The organism is Nonomuraea jiangxiensis, from assembly GCF_900099965.1.
Lineage (GTDB): Bacteria > Actinomycetota > Actinomycetes > Streptosporangiales > Streptosporangiaceae > Nonomuraea > Nonomuraea jiangxiensis.
On the sequence record NZ_FNDJ01000005.1, the window covers coordinates 182080 to 199365 of the forward strand.

Below are 17286 nucleotides of genomic sequence, written 5' to 3' on the forward strand. Positions count from 1 at the left end.
GCCGGAGCCGGGATCGCCGGGAACGGATTGTCCGGCAGCAGGATCACCCGCCGCACCTGCCCGTCCCGTGCCACGGCGTCCAGGTGCGGCAGCGCCGCGCCGATGCCCGCCGCCCGGTCGCGGCCCACAACCCGGCGAACAGCTCCACCAGCCCCGCCACCCCGCAACACTGGCAGGCCGTGTCCCACAACCCCGGCACCCGCCGGTACGGCACCCCGCTGGCCACGATCCCGGCCGCCAGCCGCTCGGCCCAGTCCAGGTCGCCCGGGTCGCCCGCCACCCGCGCGCCCGCCTCCGCCGCCAGCTCCTCGTAGGCCGGCAGGCCCAGCATCGACGCGGCGTGCAGCAGCGCGAGCACCACGCCGCCGTCGGCGCGCTGCGCCGGATCGCCCGACCAGCCGGGACCGCCGTCCATCGGGCGCGCCGCCCGTACCACCCGGTCCAGCGCGCCCACCGCCGCCTCTTCCGGCCCGCCGTCACCCAGCACCCACCCGACTTCGCAGAGCGCCACCGCGATGCCGCTCAGCGGGCCTCCTGTGTGGTGTGCGCCGATCAGCTCATCACACGAAATCACGGCAGCGGCGACGGCTCGGCCATGGGAGCCTCGGCGAGCCGGCGTACCCGGTACAACGGCAGCGCGGCCGCGACCAGCCCGGCGGCACTGAGCAGCACGACCGGCCACGCGTACACCGGAATGCGCACGTCGGGCGACAGCATGGACTCCAGGGTGAAGAGGTAGATGCTCAGAACTTCCACGAACGAGGACACGACGCCCGCCAGGCCGACGAGCAGCAGCAGCGTCGCCCCCGTACGGCCGAGCAGCCGCGACGGCGTGATCACCTGACGGTGGCTGAGCAGCGTCACGGCGGCGGCCGTCGTCCCGGCCAGTGGCAGGAAGGTGCCCAGGGCGTGCCACCACACGCCCCAGCCCGTCTCGGCCAGCACGAGCAGGAACGCGAACGGCTGGGTCAGCAGGAGCGACACCCAGGCCAGCCGGAAGACGTGCACCCTCCGCCGCAACACCCACACCGCCACAGCCCCGGCCGGTACCGCCAGGTAACCCAGCCAGGAGCTCGGCACGTTCCCGCGCGGCTCGACGAGTTCCCCGAGGAGCGGCTGCAGCATCGCGACCACCACGACGGACACGGCGATGGCCCTGAGCACGGGATGGGCGAAGGTGAAACGCACGCCCTCCACCGTCTCGGCCCACCAGCCCGCTCGCGGCGGCGCGGGTTCCTCGGGGACGCCGATCGCGCGGAACAGCAGCGCGCAGGCGGCCAGCACCCCGGCGGCCAGCGCCGGCCACCACATTGGTTGCTCCATGACCCCGGGGAGCAACCAGTACGCCAGTTCCGCGACGATCACCACGGTCGCGTTGACCGGGACGAGCCGGCCGTGCTCGACGGCCGCGGGCAGGTAGGCGTCCCTGGCGAGGTCCGCGGCCTGCCACAGGATCGGCACGAGCACGACGGCCAGGAGGAGATGCGGGGCGGCCGTCCAGCCCAGCCACGTGGTGACCGCGAAGGAGGCCAGCGTCGTGGCGCCCGCCAGGGCCGTGACCACCAGCGCCGGCCCGCGCCGCACCCGGTCTACCAGCACGCCGATCGGCAGCACCAGCAGGAACCCGAGCAGCGTGGCGGCCGCGGAGGCGAGCCCCGTCTCGGCGTACGACAAGGGCGCGTTCATGAGCAGGACGAAGACGAGCGTGCCCGGCGCGATGAACATGCCGAGTTCCTGGCCCGCCCCGCCGGATAAGGACAGCAGGAAGGTACGGCGGGATGGCTGGATGATCATCTCGGCATCCTCGCACGAACCGGCATTCCCACCCGGCCGCGCGATCGCCTCGATCGCGTTACCGAGCCGCCGCACCTGGTCGTCCCAGCCACGCACGCCCAGTCGCACCGGGGAACCGGCCCGTTCGAGGTGCTGGTTGCGCGACCCCGGCACGTCATCCGGTGCATCATGCCGGGCGCCGTCCTGGTCCGGAGGCCGGCGTGAGCGCGAGGCCGAAGATCGCTGCCTTGCGCGGCGGGAACGTCACCCTCGCCGCGGCCGCCGACACGGCTGCCAGGGCGGCCGAGATTCTCGCGCTCAACGTCGAGGACCTTGACCTGGAGCGCCGCGAGGTCACCGAGGTCCTGGCACCCCGCCGCCGTACGCACTGATCAACCGAGTGGCGGCTCGCCGCAGCTATAGGAGTCCCGGGCCGTACCGGGACGAGGCGGGTGCGGGGTGGGCGTGCTGGGCGGTGGGGTGGGTGCTAGCTTGGCCGGTCATGTCGGACTATCTGCGAGAGCTCTTCTCCCTGGAGGGCCGGCGCGCCCTGGTGACCGGCGGCAGCTCCGGGATCGGGTACGCCATGGCCGAGGCGATCGGGCGGGCCGGGGCCGAGGTCGTGCTGGTCGCCCGTACCGAGAGCAGGCTGGAGGCGGCCGCCGGCCGGTTGCGCGGGCACGGCGTCACCGCCTCCTGGATCAGCGCCGACCTCGGCGACCGTGCCGACGTGCAGCGGGTCTGCGCGGCGGCGGGCGACATCGACATCCTGGTCAACGACGCCGGCAACAACATCCGCAAGCCCATGGCCGACCTCACGCCCGACGACTACGAGCGGACCGTGGCGGTCAACTTCACCGCCCCCTACCTCTTCGGCCAGCACTTCGGCCCCAAGATGGCCGGGCGCGGCTGGGGACGCATCATCAACGTCGGCTCGCAGCAGTCCGTCAGCGCGTTCGGCGACAGCGGCATCTACGGCGCCGCCAAGGCCGGGCTCGCGGGCCTGACCCGCTCCCAGGCCGAGGCGTGGTCGGCCGGCGGCGTGTGCGTCAACACGATCATCCCCGGGTTCGTGCTGACCCCGCTGACCGCGCCCGCCCAGGCGATCCCCGGCCGCGTCGAGGCGCTCGCCGCCCGGCACATGGTCAAGCGCAACGGCGTGCCCGAGGACTTCGCGGGCGCGGCGGTGTTCCTGGCCGGTGACGCCTCCGCGTTCGTCACCGGCCAGATGCTCTTCGTCGACGGCGGTTTCTTCGTCCACTAGCGCCCAGGGCCCGCTGCCTTTACTTTGTAGATTACTTGCGGCGGATCTGGCGTGCGCCCACCCCTTCGCTCCAGGCGTCGATGACGAGTTCGTCGCCCTCGACCCGGGTCCACGCCACCTCCGTCAGCTCGATCCTGAACAGATGCGAGTCGGCCTCGGGCAGCTCGAACGAGGCCAGCACCTGGGGATCGGTGACCTCCACCGCCCGCCCGGCCAGCTTCAGGTCTCCCTCCCACTCCGAGGGGTCGGCCCCCTCCGGGGCCTTCGAGGTGACGTGGATCGCCATCCGGGGATCCCGCCGCAGGTCGGCGGCCTTGACGGCGTGGGACATCGAGCCGGTCCACAACTCGCCGTCCCTGAAGCTCGTCTCGATGCCGCTGACCCGAGGCGAGCCGTCCTTGCGCAATGACGCCAGGACCTTGTGCCGGTAGGCCTCCATCAAGCGCCGCGCCACTGCCGCCAACTCCGGCGCCTGCCGGTCGAACTCCCGCCATGAAGCCATGACCCCCATCATGCACTCCGGCCTCGCCGTTTGCGTGACGGGCTGTCGTCTTCTACGTTAGTAAACGAATGGACATTTACTAATAGACAGGAGACGCGCATGCCCGCCGACCGCCCGTTCACGTGCTCGGTGTTCATCGGCACGAGCCTCGACGGGTTCATCGCCCGCGAGGACGGGGACCTCGCCTGGCTCACCAGCCGGGGCGAGGCCGCCGGCGGCGACCTGGGTTACCAGAAGTTCGCCGACGGCATCGACACCGTCGTCATGGGACGCGGCACGTACGAGTCGGGCCTGGCCTTCGACACCTGGCCGCACGAGGGCAAGCACGTCGCCGTGCTCAGCACCACGCTGCCGGACGGCGCCGACCCGCGCATCACCGTCCACCGCGACCTCGACCGGCTCCTGCGGGCACTGGCCGAGCGCGGCGCCACGAGCGTGTACGTCGACGGCGGCCAGGTCATCCGTGCCTTCCTGCGCGCCGGCCTGATCGACGAGATGACGATCACCACGGTCCCGGTTCTGCTGGGCACCGGCCTGCCGCTGTTCGGCCCGGTCGGCGGCGACGTCCCGCTCACGCACCGCTCGACCCAGGTGTTCGGGGCGGGCGTCGTCCAGTCCACCTACACGGTCGAGCGCGCCACCTCCCCCTGACCTCCGATCGCGATACCGGGGGGTCGAAAGTGACCAGAGTGCGACTTGTACACTCATCCCCGTTTCGTGGGATTCGGGGGATGGCGTGCCGCTGGAGCAGGTCCTGGTGTTGCTGGCCGCGGCGGCGGGCGCCGGCTGGGTGGACGCCGTCGTGGGCGGCGGTGGGTTGCTGCAACTTCCCGCCACCCTGATGACCGGGCTGCCCACCGTTGAGGCGATGGCCACCAACAAGGTGTCCTCGATGTTCGGCACCGCCTCCGCGGCCGTGGCGTACGCGCGCTCCACGAAGATCGACCGGCACGTGGCGCTGCCCGCGACGGGCCTGGCCATGGTGAGCGCCGGGCTGGGGGCCTGGGCGGCGGCCTCGATCACGGCCGAGGTGCTGCGGCCGGCCGTCATGGTGGTGCTGCTGGCGGTGGCGGCGTTCGTGACGCTGCGGCCGGGGCTGGGGGCCGTACCGGAGCCGCGGCTGCGCACCCGGGGACGGGTGTTCGCCGCCGTGGTCACGGCCGGGGTGGTGATCGCGTTCTACGACGGGATCATGGGGCCGGGCACCGGGACGTTCCTGATCATCGCGTTCACCACCGTTCTCGGGCTGGACTTCGTGTCGGCGTCCGCCTCGGCGAAGATCATCAACATCGGGACGAACCTGGGGGCGCTGGCGGTGTTCGCGGCGCAGGGGCACGTGCACTGGGGGCTCGGGCTCGGCATGGCGGTGTGCAACGTCGCCGGCGCCCAGTTCGGGGCCCGCATGGCGCTGCGCCGGGGCGCCGCCTTCGTCCGGATCGTCCTGCTGTGCGTGGTGGTGGCCATGGTGATCAGGCTGGGCTGGCAGCAGTTCGGCTGATCCCGGCGCCCACCTGCCAGCCGCCCAGGGCGTCCATAGAATGGCGGCATGCGTGCCAGCCGCCTGCTCTCGCTGCTTCTGCTGTTGCAGACGCGCGGCCGCATGACCGCGCCTGAGCTGGCCGAGGAGCTGGAGGTGTCGGTCCGCACGGTCTACCGCGACGTGGAGGCGCTGTCGGCGGCCGGGGTACCGGTCTACGCCGACCGCGGCCCCGCGGGGGGCTACCAGCTCCTCGACGGCTACCGCACCAGGCTCAACGGGCTGACGGCCGAGGAGGCCTCGTCGCTGTTCCTGGCGGGGCTGCCGGGCCCGGCGGCGGAGCTGGGCCTGGCCGAGGTGGCGGCCGCCGCCGAGCTGAAGCTGCTGGCCGCGCTGCCGCCCGAGCCGCGCTCGCACGCGGCGCGGATGCGCGAGCGGTTCCTGCTCGACGTGCCGGGGTGGTATCGCTCGGGCGACGACGTGCCGCACCTGAGCGCGGTGGCCGCGGCGGTGTGGGATCAGCGGCCGCTGCACATGACCTACCGGCGCTGGGGCCGCCAGGTCGTGGACCGGGTGGTCCATCCGTACGGGCTGGTGCTGAAGGGCGGGTCGTGGTACATGGTGGCCGCGCCACCGGGCGGCACCCCGCGCACCTATCGGGTGGCGCGCGTGCTGACCGTGGAGACGCTGCCCGGGCGGTTCTCCCGGCCTGAGGAGTTCGAGCTGGCGGAGTTCTGGCACGGCTACACCCAGGAGTTCCGCGAGCGCATGTACACCGCGCGGGCCGTCATCAAGCTCGCCCCCGGGCGCGGCGACCTGCTGGCGTACACGATGGGCGCCGACGTGGTCACCGCCGCGCTGGACGCGGCCGGGGAGCCCGACGCCGAGGGCTGGCTGACCCTGACCGTGCCCGTCGAGTCGCTGACGCACGCGCGCTGGCTGCTGCTGCGCATGGGGACCGACGTCGAGGTGCTGGGGCCGCCGGAGCTGCGGGCCCTGATGGTCGAGGCGGTCACGGCGCTAGGCAAGATCTACCAATAAATCAGGCGATATCCGGGCGCCAGTCTGCCACGATGCCGCGCATGTATCTTCTAGCGTTCATCGGCGCGTGCGTCCTGGTGGCCATGGTGCCCGGGGTCAGCACCGCCGTCATCCTGCGCCAGACCCTGCGCGCCGGCCGGGGCTCGGGCCTGGCCGCCACACTGGGCAACGAGACCGGGATCCTGGCGTGGGGACTGGCCGCCGCGTTCGGACTGTCGGCGCTGCTGGTGGCCTCGGAGCTGGCCTACGACGTCATGCGCGTCGCGGGCGCCGTCGTCCTGGTGGTGATGGGGGCGCAGTCGTTGTGGCAGGCGCGCAAGGAGGCGCCGCAGCCGCCCGCCGGCGAGGTGGTGGCGGGCTGGCGCGGGCCGTATCTGGCGGGCGTCGGGACCTGCCTGGCCAACCCGAAGGCGGGGGTGTTCGCGATGTCGTTCCTGCCGCAGTTCGTCCCGCCGGGGCAGAGCGTGCCGCTGACGCTGGTGACGCTGGCCCTGGTGTGGGTGGTGGTGGACCTGCTCTGGTACGGGCTGCTCATCTGGGCCGTCGCGAGGGCGAAGGCGTGGCTGGACCGGCCGGGGGTCCGGCGGCGGCTGGAGCAGATCTCGGGCGTGGTGCTGATCGGGCTGGGCGTGCGGCTGGTGGTGGAGGCGCGATGACGATCTGGCATGCCGAACGGGGCACGGGTGAGCCGGTGGTGCTGCTGCACTCGTCGGCGGCGGATTCCGGGATGTGGGACGCGCAGTGGGACGCCCTGGCCGCCCGGTTCCGGGTGATCAAGGTGGATTTCCGTGGGTACGGGCGGACGCCGTTCCAGGCGGACGGGCCGTACAGCGATGCGGGAGACGTGGCCGAGGTGCTGGCCGGGCTGGGCGTGGGACGGGCGGCCGTGGTGGCGTCGTCGGGCGCCGGCCGGGCCGCGCTGGAGCTGGCCGCCGACGGGCTCGCCGACCGCCTGGTGCTGCTCAACCCGATCTCCACGCTGGAGCCGACGGCGGACGTGCGGGCGTACTGGACGGAGGAGGGGCGGCTGCTCGAACTCGGCGACACGCAGGGGGCCGCCGAGCTCAACGCGCGCACCCTGCTCGGCCCCGAGGCGTCCGAGGCCGCGTGGGAGCGGCTGGTGGGCATGCAGCGGCACGCGTTCGAGGTGCAGCTCGCCGCGGATCCGGAGCCCGAGCAGATCGAGCGCGAACTGCCGCCCGTCGACGTGCCCGCGCTGGTCGTGGCGGGGGCGCACGACCTGCCGTACTTCGTGGCCAGCGCCCGCCACCTGGCCGGCGAACTGCCGCGGGCCCGGCTGGTCGAGCTGGAGTGGGCCGGGCACCTGCCCTCTCTCGAACGTCCGGAGGAGGTCAACGCCCTGCTGCTGGACTACCTTTAGGGCATGACGAACGACCTGGCGACCCTGATGAGGCAGGCGCAGGACGACGATCCGCTGCTGGCACTGCACGCCACCACCGCGCTGCGCCGTGAGATCGAGCGCCTGGAGGCGGTCCAGGTGCGGCGGGCCCGGGTGGCCGGGCTCGCCTGGGCGCAGATCGCCAACGCGATCGGGGTGAGCAAGCAGGCCGTGCACAAGAAGTACGGCCGCCGCTAGACCCGCGCCCGCCACTGTCCGGCGAACCACCCCAGGACGATGTTCCAGGAGTAGCCGCGCCGGATCCGCCCGGCCACGTCCGGCGGCAGCGTGTCCAGGCCGCGATGCTCCAGCAGCACTTCGGTGCCGCCCTCGACCGGCCTGAAGGCGATCTCGATCTCCATCCGGCCGGTGGGGTTGAGCAGGTCGGCCCAGACGAGGCGGTGCGGGGGCTCCCAGACCACGATCCTGCCGGTGTCGACGTGGCCGCCGTCGGACCACACCTCGCGCAGGTAGCCGTCCTCGAACCGGATGCCCACGGCGCGGTCCGGGTCTACCCAGCTGTGGCGGCCGCGTACGTACCAGCGGTCGATCTCGTCGGTGAAGATCTGGAACGCGGTCGCGGGATCGACCAGGACGGTGACGCCTGCCTGGACGGAGTTCACTGCCGGCGCTCCACGTGGTCCTTGAACGAGCCGAGCTGCTCGGCCCAGAACGCCTGCACCTGGTCCAGCCACGCCTGCAGGGCGGCGAACGGCTCCTGCCGCAGGGTGTACAGGCGCAGGCGGGCGTCGGCCCCGCCCGCCTCGGCCCGTACGAGACCGCCCGCCCGCAGGACCCGCAGGTGCCTGCTGAGGGCGGGCGCGCTCATCTGCACCGCCTGGGCCAGCTCCCCGGCCGGGCGCGGCCCTTCGCGCAGCAGGTCGATCACCTTACGCCGGGTGGGGTCGGCCAGCGCGGCCAGCGTCGCGTCCACATCGTTAACGTCGTTGTTAATCTTTGCCTGCTTCCGTTAGGGTGTTAATCCTTAACGATAGCGTCAATTATTGCGGAGGTACGCGCATGTCCGTCGAACTGCACTATTACACCCTGTCCGTGGCGAACCTGGACAGGGCGGCGGCCTTCTACGGGAAGCTGTTCGGCTGGGAGTTCAGGCGGGAGCACGAGACCTACCTTCACGTCACCAACACGTCCGTGCCCATGGGTTTCACCGCCGACGGCCCCTCCTCCCAGCCGAACCTCTACTACGACGTCCCCGACGTCGACGCCGCGGCGGAGCGGGTACGCGAGCTCGGCGGCAGCACCGGTGAGATGTACGAGAGCACTTCGGGCCGCGGCTGCGCGTGCACCGACGACCAGGGCACCCGCATCAGCCTCTGGCAGCCCGCCCCCGGCTTCGCGCGCCCTCAGACCTGATCGAGCGGCGCACCGGTCGGGAGCAGTGCTGATCAATCGGGAACTCTGACGGTGGCGATGCCGAGCGTGCTCGTCATCGGCAGCATCCCGGCCTCGAAGATCGCACCGAGCAGCGGGGAGCCGAGCCGGGCCAGCCGCTCGGCCCGCTCCTCCCCGAGCAGCCGCCACGGCTCAGCGGCCAGCTCGTCAGTCATGCGCTCCACCTGGTCGCGCAGCGCCTGCCCGCGCTCGGTGGCCTGGCCGTCGGGACCGACCAGCCCGCGTGCGGCCAGCCGTTCGCTGGCGGCCGCCCATTCCTCCTCGCTCCAGCCGCGCCCGCCGAAGTTCGCCACCGGGGCCGCGCCGATCGCCGCGAACGACACCAGCGACTCGCACGGATCCAGCTCCGCGGCCAGCAGCGCCGCCACGTGGCCGTCGCCGCGGTGCTCACGCAGCACGGTGGCCGCCTGCCACAGCACCAGGTGCGGCTCGTCCGGCCAGGGCAGGTCCAGGTTGGCCGCGGCGAAGGGCCGGCCGCCCACCGTCACGCTCTCGGCGGCCCGCCTGGCCAGCTCCGCCGCCTCCTTCATCTCCGGCGCCGCCACCCCGTCACCCAGCAGCTGCCGATAGGTCCGGTCGATCGCCGCCAACCGCGTCGCCAGCACCTGCTCGGGCGAGGCCACCGCCCACACGCCGGGCACGTGCTCGGCGATCGTGCGCGGGCTGAAGCTGTAGTACGCCGCCGTGGCCAGCCGCGCGCCGGCCCGGCCCAGCGGGGCCGTGCGGTAGGCGAAGTAGCTGGGCCAGCGCGGCTCGACCTCGTAACCGAGCTCAGCCGCCGCCTCGAACGCCGGTGGCGAGAAGTACAGCACCGCGTGGAGGGGCTCAAGCTGATGCCACATGCGGCGAGCGAGCCTGGACGATGCACTCACGGCAAATCCTCACTGTCTAGGTAAGCTATGCCAGTGACGATAGACGCATGGCACATCACTGGTCAATCCCAGATAGACAGTTATGTCGGTCGGTGGGCGGAGCTGGCCGTCCTCCTGGTGAACGAACTGGCCGTCACCCAGGCGCTCGGCCGTCCGCGCACCCCGCCCGCCGACCGGTTGGCCGCCCTCTCCCAGGCGTTCGACCAGCACGGCTGGATCCCCACCCGCGCGCTCACGGCCGCCGACGCCGACCGGCTCGCCGACGTGGCCGCCGCCCTCCGCCCCGCCTTCACCGGCGCCCCGGACGCGACCGCCGTCCTCAACGAGACCCTCGTACGGCACGGCGCCGTCCCCAACCTGCACGGCGACCCGCCGATCCTGGCCTTCCACCGGCCGGGCTCGGACCTCGTGGACGCCTGGGCCGCCGACGCCGCCACGGCGCTGGCCATGGTGATCGGCGTCGGCCAGGGGCAGCGCCTGCGGGCGTGCGAGGCGGGCGGCTGCGACCTGGTCTTCCTCGACGTCACCCGCAACGCCTCACGCCGCTTCTGCGGCCTGTCCTGCCAAAACCGCGCCAAAGCCAGCGCCTACCGCGCCCGCCGCCGCACATAGCCCCCGCCGGAATGGGCACCGGGACCGCAACGGCCAGCGTCGAGACTCTCTGCGGAGATGGGCAGCGCGCAGAGGCGGGGAGCGTGCAGCAGAGGGCTGCGTAGCGCTGGGGCAGCGTGCGGCAGCAGGACGCTATGTGCGGCGGGCTTGTGGGCCGCGCGGAGCTGGATGCGGCGGCGGGCAGCTGTGGCAGAGGGGCGGCTGTGTGGCGCTGGGGCAGCTGTACCAGCCGGGGGCTACGTGCGGCGGCGGGCTTGTGGGCCGCGCGGAGCTGGATGCGGCGGCGGGCAGCTGTGGCAGAGGGGCGGCTGTGTGGCGCTGGGGCAGCTGTACCAGCCGGGGGCTACGTGCGGCGGCGGTGTTGTGTGCGGCGTGGAGTTGGGTGCGACGGGGGGTTGTGTAGGACCTCAGTGCACGAGACGCGAGGATGACCGCTGGGCAGCGCCGCACGGCGGGACGGCGGACCGGCCCGCACCGCCGGCATCCCAGCGGCCAGGGCCCGACACGCTGGATGGCGCAGCCGCGACCAGCCCGTCAGACCCGGCGAGTCGACTCCAGCACGCCGGGCACACCGAGCCCAGGCCAGCGGACCAAGGTCAGCAGGCCAAGGTCAGCAGGCCCGAGGGTTAAGGGGCTGGGGGGTGGGGGCCCGGCGGGGTTGAGGGCCCGGCGGGGTTGAGGGCCCGGGGTCGGCGGGCCAAGGTCAGCGAAACCATGGGGTTAGCGGACCCAGGGATCAGCGGACCCGGGGTTAGCGGGCCCAAGGATCAGCGGACCCCAAAGATCAGCGGACCCCGGGGATCAGCGGGCCCAAGGAACCAGCGGACCCCGGGGATCAGCGGGATCGGGGTTAGCGGGTGGGGGTCAAGGTGCGTTTTCTGGAGGCGTAGATGTCGTCGATCAGGTGGTAGGTCCGAGCCTGCTCGGCCGTGAAGATGCGATCCCGGTCGATGTCCTTCCTGATCTCCAGCACCCCCCGCCCCGTGTGCCGGGACAGGATCTCCTCCTGCTGGTCCCGCATCCGCAGGATCTCCCGCGCGTGGATCTCCAGATCGCTCGACTGCCCGCGCCCGCCCTCCGTGTGCGGCTGGTGCAGCAGGATCCGGGTGTGCGGGAGGGCGGCGCGCTTGCCGGGGGCGCCCGCGGCGAGCAGGACGGCCGCCGCCGAGGCCGCCTCGCCGATGCAGACCGTGTGGATCTCCGGCCGGACGAACTGCATCGTGTCGTAGATGGCGGTCATCGCGGTGAACGACCCGCCGGGCGAGTTGATGTAGAGGTTGATGTCCTGGTCGGGATCGAGCGACTCCAGCGTGAGCAACTGCGCCATCACGTCGTTGGCCACGGTGTCGTCGATCGGCACGCCCAGGAAGATCACCCGGTCCTCGAACAACTTGGTGTACGGATTGGACTCCTTCGTCCCATAGGAGGTCCGCTCCGTGAACGACGGCAGCACGTAACGTCCGGCCATGTCAGTTGACCCCCTCGGCGATGTGGTCGACGATCCCGTATTCCTTGGCCTCCTGGGCGGTGAACCAGCGGTCGCGGTCGGAGTCGGCCTGGATGCGCTCCAGCGGCTGGCCCGTGTGGTGGGCGATGATCTCGGCCAACCTGCGCTTGGTGTGGAGCATGTTCTCGGCCTGGATCTGGATGTCGCTGGCCGAGCCGCCGATGCCGCCGAGCGGCTGGTGCATGACGACGCGCGCGTTGGGCAGGGCGTAGCGCTTGCCCTTGGCCCCCGCCGACAGGAGCACCTGCCCCATGGAGGCGGCGAAGCCCATCGCCACCGTCGCCACGTCACACGGAATGAAGTGCATCATGTCGTAGAGCGCCAGGCCCGCCTGCACGCTGCCGCCCGGGGAATTGATGTAAAGCGTTATGTCGCGCTTGGGATCCTCGGCCGCCAGCAATAGCAGCTCCCCGCAGAGCCGGTTGCAAATCTCGTCGTCCACCTCCTGCCCGAGGACGACGATGCGCTCCTTGAGCAGGCGCTGACTGAGCTGCTCAGGCCAGGCAGCGTGCTTGGTCTCGGCCATGACGGTCGCCTTTCTACGCGGGTATTTCTGCGAAAAACGCTAGTCCCGCAAGGCGAGCGGTAAGGAATGTTTTCGCTGGCGGCGCATTTCTCTAAAAGCGCATTCCACCCAGAGCGAATTATCCTCGACAGACATTCGCCAATATGAGAAAGGGCCGCGCGTGCGCCTCACGCCTCCGCGCGTCCGCCTTTACACGTCCGCCGCCGCCCGCCGCATCAGCTCCGCCGCCGGCAGCAGCGTCGCCTCCTCGACCGACAGCCCGGTGGCGGCCAGCACACGATCGACGAGCCGCAGCCCCACCCCGTATCCCGCCATGTCCGGGATGCCGCGCGGCTCCTGCCCGAAGGTGCGCATCGCGCTGTCCCCCAGCACGTACGCCGTCGTGTGCCCCATCCCCGCCAGGTCGAAGTCCGCCATGATCAGCCGGTGGGCCTCCTCCAGCGCCTCACCGGTCACCATCGACGACCACGGCCCCATCGCCCCGGGCCCCGACAACTCCCGTACGAACGCCTCGGCCAGCCCTTCGGCCATCACGTGCTCCCCCACGGTCACCGTCGCCGGGTCCCACTCCACGTTGGTGTAGCGCACGCCGTGGTGGAACTCGTGCACCGCGCAGTGTGCGATCCGCCCGATGACCTCCTCGGACGGCCACGCCAGCAGATAGATCCAGCCCGGCGAGCCGCCCATGCCGTAGTAGCCGCCGCCCACCCTCATCAGGTGATCGTCGTCCGGATTGCCGAGCACGAACATGACCTGCAGCGACTCGGCCTGCTTGGCCCCGCTCAGCGCCTCGGAGGCGCGGGCCAGCTCCCGCCGCACCTGCCCGAGCACGTCGGCGTCGATCATGCGCCGGACGGCGGGCAGGTAACGCGGGTCCTCGGCGTCGACCCGGAAGCCGCCGCCGCGGTGGTGGAGGTCGACGATGTCGCCGGGCATGGGGATCGCCGCCCGCATGGGCGCCAGCATCTCCCGCAGCGCGCCGGGCCGCCGGTCGAGCGGCTGGGCGAGCAGGTCGGCCATCGCCGTGAGCGTGTCGTGAACGAGGAAATCCATGCAGCGCAGCCTAAAGTCTCCAGCAAGGGGAGACTCAAGCCGGCAAGACCGTCAGAGTTGTGGCTCCTCGCCCGGGTCGTCCCCCGGCGACCGGCCCGGCGTCCCCGGCCCTGACTGGCTCGGCGACGGCGAATCCGACGGCGTAGGCTGTGGCACGGGGGTCTGCGGCGTCGGCGGCGGCGTCGGCACGAACACCGTCGGCGGCAGCTGCACGGGCTGCGGCTGGCTGGCGCGCCGGCCCAGCAACAGCAGCAGCAGGATCGCCGCCACCAGGGCCAGCAGCAGCACCAGCGCGAGCGCGGCCAGCAGCACCCGCCTGCGGGTCTCGGTGGGCGGCGGGCGCCGGCGCGCCGGCCTGGGCAGCGCGGGCGCGCGGTCGGTCAGCCAGTACGGCACGAAGTCCGGCCCGTGCGCCTGCCCGATCAGCGTCCCGCCCACCATCACCTGCTCCAGGAACCACTCGGCTCCCGGCCGGCCCGGCACGTACGGGACCGCGACCCACGGCGCGCGCCCGGCGTCGTGCCCCAGCACCGCGGGCGTGCCGTCCAGCACCGCGCCCCGCGGCCTGCCCCGGCCCAGCCAGCCGCGCACCCGGGACCGCTCGCCCGGGGCGGCCTCCCTGATCGCGGCCACGAAACGCTCGCGCGCCGCGGCGTCGAGGGCGGCACCGCGCGTCAGCAGGCCCAGGGACACCGCGCGCCCGTCGGGTCCCTGGCCCAGGTACACGAACCCGGCCGGCGCCGACTGCAGGCGCGCCTGCACCACGTAGGGCCCCAACCGGGGTGGATCGCCGAACTGCAGGGGACTTGCCACGTTTGCCATGAAAGCACAGACGTGGCGTCGTGCACGTTTGCGGCACGTTTGGTGGAATGGCGTCATGAGCGTCGCCGAAGAGTTGCCAGGGGGGAATGACGCAGCCCTGTTGCGTCAGAGTCTCGACGAGGTCCGGCGGGTCATCGTCGGCCAGGAGCACATGGTCGAACGACTCGTCGTGGCCCTGCTGGCGCGCGGGCACTGCCTGCTCGAAGGGGTGCCGGGCGTCGCCAAGACGCTCGCCGCCGCCACCCTGGCCACTGTCGTGGGCGGCACGTTCGCCCGGATCCAGTTCACCCCCGACCTCGTGCCGAGCGACATCGTCGGCACCCGCGTCTTCCATCCCTCCAACGAGAAGTTCGATGTCGAGCTCGGCCCCGTGTTCGTCAACTTCCTGCTGGCCGACGAGATCAACCGCGCCCCCGCCAAGGTCCAGTCCGCGCTGCTGGAGGTGATGGCCGAGCGGCAGGTCACCCTCGCCGGGGTCACCCATCCGCTGCCCAGGCCGTTCATCGTGCTGGCCACCCAGAACCCGATCGAGTCGGAGGGCGTCTACCCGCTGCCCGAGGTGCAGCGCGACCGTTTCCTGTTCCGGGTCCGCGTGCCGCACCCCACGGCGCACGAGGAGCTGGAGATCCTGCACCGCATGAGCGTCACCCCGCCCGTGCCCGAGCGGGTGCTCGATCCCGGCAAGCTGCTGGCGCTGCAGGAGGCGGCCGAGCAGGTCTCGGTGCACCAGCTCGTCGCCGACTACGTGGTACGGCTGGTCATGTCCACCAGGGCCCCCGCCGAGTACGGCATGCCCGACCTCGCCGAGACCGTCGAGATCGGCGTCAGCCCGCGGGCCACCCTGGGCCTGGTGGCGGCCGGCCGGGCGCTGGCCCTGCTGCGCGGGCGCGACTACCTGCTGCCCGACGACGTACGCGACGTGGCCGTGGACGTCATGTCGCACCGGCTGATGCTCACCTTCGACGCCCTGGCCGACGGTGTCGACCCCGAGCAGGTCGTCCGCCAGATCCTGCACGCCGTACCCCCGCCCCTCGTCGTCTGGAACCAGAACCGTTGACCACACTGAACGAACCCGGCGCCGCGTACCGCATCGAAGCACCGGGACCCGGCACGATCCCACAGCCGACGAAGGGCGGTGACCAGCAGATGAGCACAGCGGAGCAGGCGCTGCGGCGCTTGGAGCTGACCGTCACCCGGCGGCTGGACGGGCTGCTGCACGGCGTGCACCAGGGACTCCTGCCCGGCCCCGGGAGCGAGACCGGCGACAGCCGCGTCTACGTGCCCGGCGAGGACGACGTGCGCCGCATGGACTGGGCCGTCACCGCGCGCACGACCATCCCCCACGTCCGCGACCTGATCGCCGACCGCGAGCTGGAGACCTGGGCGCTGGCCGACCTGTCGCCCAGCATGGACTTCGGCACCGCCGACACCGACAAGCGCGACCTGGTGGTGGCCGCCGTGGGCGCGATCGGGTTCCTGTCGAGCCGGATGGGCGACAAGTTCGGCGCGCTGGTGCTGCACGACGAGTTCATCCACCGCATGCCCGCCCGTACCGGCCGCCCCGCCCTCTTCGGCCTGCTGCACTCCCTCATGGACGCCCCGCGCGGCCGGATCGTGCCCGACCCTCCCGACCTGGCCGAGGGCATCGAGGTCCTGTCGGCCAGCCGGCGGCGGCGCGGCATGCGGCTGATCGTGTCCGACTTCCTCGACGCCCATCCCGACCTCGACCCCGAGGCCGAACGCGCCTGGGAGCGCCCCATCAGGCGGCTGGCCGCCCGCCACCAGGTGCTGGCGGTCGAGGTGATCGACCCGCGCGAGCTGGAGCTGCCGGACGTCGGCCGGGTCGCGTTCGCCGACCCCGAGACCGGGAAAGTACGCGAAGTGCATCTTTCTCCCAAAGTTCGGCACGCGTACGCGGAGGCGGCCGCGGCGCAACGCGAGGGCACCCGCCGGGCCCTGCGCCGCGCCGGGATCGCCCACCTGGTGCTGCGCACCGACCGGGACTGGGTGTTCGACGTGGCACAGTTCGTCCTGCGCCAGCGCCGCATGAGCCACCTCGCCCACCGGAGAGCCACATGACCTTCCTTTCCCCCGGCTGGCTGTGGCTGTTCGTGCTGGTGCTGCTGCTCGTGGCGGGTTACATCGTGTCGATGTTCGCGCGCCGCCGCTACACCGTGCGCTTCACCAACCTCGCGCTGCTCGACCTGGTCGCCCCCGCCGGCCCCGGCTGGCGCCGGCACGTCGCGCCGGGGCTGTTCCTCGTCATGATGTCGCTGCTGGTCATCGGCGCCGCCAAACCCGCCGGCGAGGTACGCGTCCCCCGCGACCGCGCCACCATCATGATCGCCCTGGACGTGTCCCTGTCCATGGACGCCGACGACGTGCAGCCCGACCGCATCAGCGCCGCCAAGGCCGCCGCCCAGGCGTTCGTCAAGGAGTTGCCCGACCGCTTCAACGTCGGCGTGGTCTCCTTCGCCCGCTCCGCCAACGTGGTCATCTCCCCCACCACCGACCACCAGGCCGTGGTGACCGCCATCGGCAACCTCACCACCCGCCCTGGCACCGCGATCGGCGAGGCCGTCTTCAACGCGCTCGACTCGCTGCGCTCGTTCGACCAGCAGGCCGCCACCGACCCGCCGCCGGCCGCCGTCGTGCTGCTGTCCGACGGGGACAACACCTCCGGCCGGTCGGTGAACGAGGCCATCGACGCCGCCCAGCAGGCCCGCGTACCGGTCTCCACCATCGCGTACGGCACCCAGGAGGGCACCGTCGCCATCGACGGCAGGCCGGTCAACGTACCGGTCAACAAGCAGACCCTGCAGTCGCTGTCCGACGGCACCAGCGGCCGGGCCTACTCCGCGGAGTCCGGCAGCGAGTTGCGCGAGGTCTACGAGCAGATCGGCACCTCGCTCGGCTACAAGCTGGTCAACCAGGAGATCACCCAGTGGTTCATCGTGGCCGCGATCCTGGCCGGGCTGCTGGTGGCGGGTGCGGCGGTCATGTTCGGCTCGCGCATCCCGTAACG

Annotated in this window: 23 protein-coding genes; 13 read left to right on the plus strand and 10 right to left on the minus strand. The window is 72.2% G+C overall.

Translation table 11 applies throughout. The annotated features are described in order from the left end of the window. Window positions 1–43 precede the first annotated feature (43 nt). Both BLS95_RS12980 and BLS95_RS12985 read right to left on the minus strand, forming a co-directional pair. Window positions 44–574, minus strand: coding sequence for a glycoside hydrolase family protein (locus BLS95_RS12980; RefSeq protein ID WP_090931195.1), 531 nt, complete (start codon window positions 572–574; stop codon window positions 44–46). Continuing rightward, window positions 571–1947 carry an MFS transporter gene (locus BLS95_RS12985; RefSeq protein ID WP_090931196.1) on the minus strand — a complete coding sequence of 459 codons (1377 nt, stop codon included), beginning with the start codon at window positions 1945–1947 and terminating at the stop codon, window positions 571–573. Before BLS95_RS12985 ends, BLS95_RS12980 begins: the two co-directional genes overlap by 4 nt. A gap of 47 nt (window positions 1948–1994) precedes the next feature. On the opposite strand from BLS95_RS12985, the gene BLS95_RS55615 reads away from it, so the two are divergent. Beyond that, window positions 1995–2165 (plus strand): hypothetical protein, encoded by a 171-nt coding sequence (locus BLS95_RS55615; RefSeq protein WP_176993163.1) that lies wholly within the window; start codon window positions 1995–1997, stop codon window positions 2163–2165. Window positions 2166–2275: 110 nt separating this feature from the next. Next, window positions 2276–3037 carry an SDR family NAD(P)-dependent oxidoreductase gene (locus BLS95_RS12990; protein WP_090931197.1) on the plus strand — a complete coding sequence of 254 codons (762 nt, stop codon included), beginning with the start codon at window positions 2276–2278 and terminating at the stop codon, window positions 3035–3037. 31 nt (window positions 3038–3068) lie between these two features. Here the strand turns inward: BLS95_RS12990 and BLS95_RS12995 are convergent, their stop codons facing one another. Further along, on the minus strand, window positions 3069–3539 hold the full coding sequence (locus BLS95_RS12995) for a pyridoxamine 5'-phosphate oxidase family protein (protein WP_090931198.1): 471 nt from the start codon (window positions 3537–3539) through the stop codon (window positions 3069–3071). 99 nt (window positions 3540–3638) lie between these two features. On the opposite strand from BLS95_RS12995, the gene BLS95_RS13000 reads away from it, so the two are divergent. The 6 genes from BLS95_RS13000 to BLS95_RS13025 all read left to right on the plus strand — a co-directional run bounded on the left by BLS95_RS13000 (window position 3639) and on the right by BLS95_RS13025 (window position 7654). Then, window positions 3639–4190, plus strand: coding sequence for a dihydrofolate reductase family protein (locus BLS95_RS13000; RefSeq protein ID WP_090931199.1), 552 nt, complete (start codon window positions 3639–3641; stop codon window positions 4188–4190). An 85-nt stretch (window positions 4191–4275) separates the two neighbouring features. Next, the gene (locus BLS95_RS13005) at window positions 4276–5037 is read left to right on the plus strand and encodes a sulfite exporter TauE/SafE family protein (RefSeq protein ID WP_090931200.1); all 762 of its coding nucleotides are present in this window, start codon (window positions 4276–4278) and stop codon (window positions 5035–5037) included. Window positions 5038–5085: 48 nt separating this feature from the next. Continuing rightward, complete coding sequence (locus BLS95_RS13010) at window positions 5086–6057, plus strand: helix-turn-helix transcriptional regulator (RefSeq protein WP_090931201.1); 972 nt, start codon at window positions 5086–5088, stop codon at window positions 6055–6057. 41 nt (window positions 6058–6098) lie between these two features. Further along, window positions 6099–6713, plus strand: a complete 615-nt coding sequence (locus BLS95_RS13015; protein ID WP_218135737.1) for a LysE family translocator — start codon at window positions 6099–6101, stop codon at window positions 6711–6713. Next, the gene (locus BLS95_RS13020; RefSeq protein WP_090931203.1) at window positions 6710–7438 is read left to right on the plus strand and encodes an alpha/beta fold hydrolase; all 729 of its coding nucleotides are present in this window, start codon (window positions 6710–6712) and stop codon (window positions 7436–7438) included. Before BLS95_RS13015 ends, BLS95_RS13020 begins: the two co-directional genes overlap by 4 nt. A 3-nt stretch (window positions 7439–7441) precedes the next feature. Further along, window positions 7442–7654, plus strand: coding sequence for a hypothetical protein (locus tag BLS95_RS13025; RefSeq protein WP_090931204.1), 213 nt, complete (start codon window positions 7442–7444; stop codon window positions 7652–7654). Here BLS95_RS13025 and BLS95_RS13030 read toward each other — a convergent pair. Both BLS95_RS13030 and BLS95_RS13035 read right to left on the minus strand, forming a co-directional pair. After that, window positions 7651–8079 carry an SRPBCC domain-containing protein gene (locus BLS95_RS13030; RefSeq protein ID WP_176993164.1) on the minus strand — a complete coding sequence of 143 codons (429 nt, stop codon included), beginning with the start codon at window positions 8077–8079 and terminating at the stop codon, window positions 7651–7653. The two genes, BLS95_RS13025 and BLS95_RS13030, sit on opposite strands and share 4 nt — an antisense overlap. Then, on the minus strand, window positions 8076–8390 hold the full coding sequence (locus BLS95_RS13035) for an ArsR/SmtB family transcription factor (RefSeq protein ID WP_245765018.1): 315 nt from the start codon (window positions 8388–8390) through the stop codon (window positions 8076–8078). The genes BLS95_RS13030 and BLS95_RS13035 overlap by 4 nt, the downstream gene beginning before the upstream one ends. Window positions 8391–8476: 86 nt before the next feature. On the opposite strand from BLS95_RS13035, the gene BLS95_RS13040 reads away from it, so the two are divergent. Next, the gene (locus tag BLS95_RS13040) at window positions 8477–8830 is read left to right on the plus strand and encodes a VOC family protein (RefSeq protein WP_090931207.1); all 354 of its coding nucleotides are present in this window, start codon (window positions 8477–8479) and stop codon (window positions 8828–8830) included. A 32-nt stretch (window positions 8831–8862) separates the two neighbouring features. Here BLS95_RS13040 and BLS95_RS13045 read toward each other — a convergent pair whose 3' ends face one another. Next, window positions 8863–9711, minus strand: a complete 849-nt coding sequence (locus BLS95_RS13045; protein ID WP_176993165.1) for an SCO6745 family protein — start codon at window positions 9709–9711, stop codon at window positions 8863–8865. Window positions 9712–9774: 63 nt separating this feature from the next. Between BLS95_RS13045 and BLS95_RS13050 the strand changes: the two genes are divergently transcribed. Next, complete coding sequence (locus BLS95_RS13050) at window positions 9775–10353, plus strand: CGNR zinc finger domain-containing protein (RefSeq protein ID WP_245765019.1); 579 nt, start codon at window positions 9775–9777, stop codon at window positions 10351–10353. 850 nt (window positions 10354–11203) lie between these two features. Here the strand turns inward: BLS95_RS13050 and BLS95_RS13055 are convergent. The 4 genes from BLS95_RS13055 to BLS95_RS13070 form a co-directional block, all read right to left on the minus strand. Then, window positions 11204–11821 (minus strand): ATP-dependent Clp protease proteolytic subunit, encoded by a 618-nt coding sequence (locus BLS95_RS13055; RefSeq protein ID WP_090931210.1) that lies wholly within the window; start codon window positions 11819–11821, stop codon window positions 11204–11206. A gap of 1 nt (window position 11822) precedes the next feature. Next, entirely contained in the window at window positions 11823–12386 is a 564-nt protein-coding gene (locus tag BLS95_RS13060; RefSeq protein ID WP_090931211.1) for a ClpP family protease, read from the minus strand. 189 nt (window positions 12387–12575) lie between these two features. Then, window positions 12576–13439, minus strand: coding sequence for a DUF2268 domain-containing putative Zn-dependent protease (locus BLS95_RS13065; protein ID WP_090931212.1), 864 nt, complete (start codon window positions 13437–13439; stop codon window positions 12576–12578). Window positions 13440–13490: 51 nt separating this feature from the next. Beyond that, window positions 13491–14261, minus strand: coding sequence for a hypothetical protein (locus BLS95_RS13070; protein ID WP_176993166.1), 771 nt, complete (start codon window positions 14259–14261; stop codon window positions 13491–13493). A 55-nt stretch (window positions 14262–14316) separates the two neighbouring features. On the opposite strand from BLS95_RS13070, the gene BLS95_RS13075 reads away from it, so the two are divergent. The 3 genes from BLS95_RS13075 (at window position 14317) to BLS95_RS13085 (ending at window position 17284) form a co-directional block, all read left to right on the plus strand. After that, entirely contained in the window at window positions 14317–15318 is a 1002-nt protein-coding gene (locus BLS95_RS13075) for an AAA family ATPase (RefSeq protein ID WP_090931213.1), read from the plus strand. A gap of 89 nt (window positions 15319–15407) precedes the next feature. After that, on the plus strand, window positions 15408–16340 hold the full coding sequence (locus BLS95_RS13080) for a DUF58 domain-containing protein (RefSeq protein ID WP_090931442.1): 933 nt from the start codon (window positions 15408–15410) through the stop codon (window positions 16338–16340). Then, complete coding sequence (locus BLS95_RS13085) at window positions 16337–17284, plus strand: VWA domain-containing protein (protein WP_090931214.1); 948 nt, start codon at window positions 16337–16339, stop codon at window positions 17282–17284. The genes BLS95_RS13080 and BLS95_RS13085 overlap by 4 nt, the downstream gene beginning before the upstream one ends. Window positions 17285–17286 lie beyond the last annotated feature (2 nt).

Excerpts from the sequence above, each read along its gene's own strand:
- BLS95_RS12990 (WP_090931197.1), top strand. The coding sequence starts at position 2,276 with ATGTCGGACTATCTGCGAGAGCTCTTCTCCCTGGAGGGCCGGCGCGCC.
- BLS95_RS12995 (WP_090931198.1), bottom strand. The coding sequence starts at position 3,539 with ATGGCTTCATGGCGGGAGTTCGACCGGCAGGCGCCGGAGTTGGCGGCA.
- BLS95_RS13000 (WP_090931199.1), top strand. The coding sequence starts at position 3,639 with ATGCCCGCCGACCGCCCGTTCACGTGCTCGGTGTTCATCGGCACGAGC.
- BLS95_RS13010 (WP_090931201.1), top strand. The coding sequence starts at position 5,086 with ATGCGTGCCAGCCGCCTGCTCTCGCTGCTTCTGCTGTTGCAGACGCGC.
- BLS95_RS13015 (WP_218135737.1), top strand. The coding sequence starts at position 6,099 with ATGTATCTTCTAGCGTTCATCGGCGCGTGCGTCCTGGTGGCCATGGTG.
- BLS95_RS13020 (WP_090931203.1), top strand. The coding sequence starts at position 6,710 with ATGACGATCTGGCATGCCGAACGGGGCACGGGTGAGCCGGTGGTGCTG.
- BLS95_RS13025 (WP_090931204.1), top strand. The coding sequence starts at position 7,442 with ATGACGAACGACCTGGCGACCCTGATGAGGCAGGCGCAGGACGACGAT.
- BLS95_RS13040 (WP_090931207.1), top strand. The coding sequence starts at position 8,477 with ATGTCCGTCGAACTGCACTATTACACCCTGTCCGTGGCGAACCTGGAC.
- BLS95_RS13045 (WP_176993165.1), bottom strand. The coding sequence starts at position 9,711 with ATGTGGCATCAGCTTGAGCCCCTCCACGCGGTGCTGTACTTCTCGCCA.
- BLS95_RS13055 (WP_090931210.1), bottom strand. The coding sequence starts at position 11,821 with ATGGCCGGACGTTACGTGCTGCCGTCGTTCACGGAGCGGACCTCCTAT.
- BLS95_RS13060 (WP_090931211.1), bottom strand. The coding sequence starts at position 12,386 with ATGGCCGAGACCAAGCACGCTGCCTGGCCTGAGCAGCTCAGTCAGCGC.
- BLS95_RS13065 (WP_090931212.1), bottom strand. The coding sequence starts at position 13,439 with ATGGATTTCCTCGTTCACGACACGCTCACGGCGATGGCCGACCTGCTC.
- BLS95_RS13070 (WP_176993166.1), bottom strand. The coding sequence starts at position 14,261 with ATGGCAAACGTGGCAAGTCCCCTGCAGTTCGGCGATCCACCCCGGTTG.
- BLS95_RS13075 (WP_090931213.1), top strand. The coding sequence starts at position 14,317 with ATGAGCGTCGCCGAAGAGTTGCCAGGGGGGAATGACGCAGCCCTGTTG.
- BLS95_RS13080 (WP_090931442.1), top strand. The coding sequence starts at position 15,408 with ATGAGCACAGCGGAGCAGGCGCTGCGGCGCTTGGAGCTGACCGTCACC.
- BLS95_RS13085 (WP_090931214.1), top strand. The coding sequence starts at position 16,337 with ATGACCTTCCTTTCCCCCGGCTGGCTGTGGCTGTTCGTGCTGGTGCTG.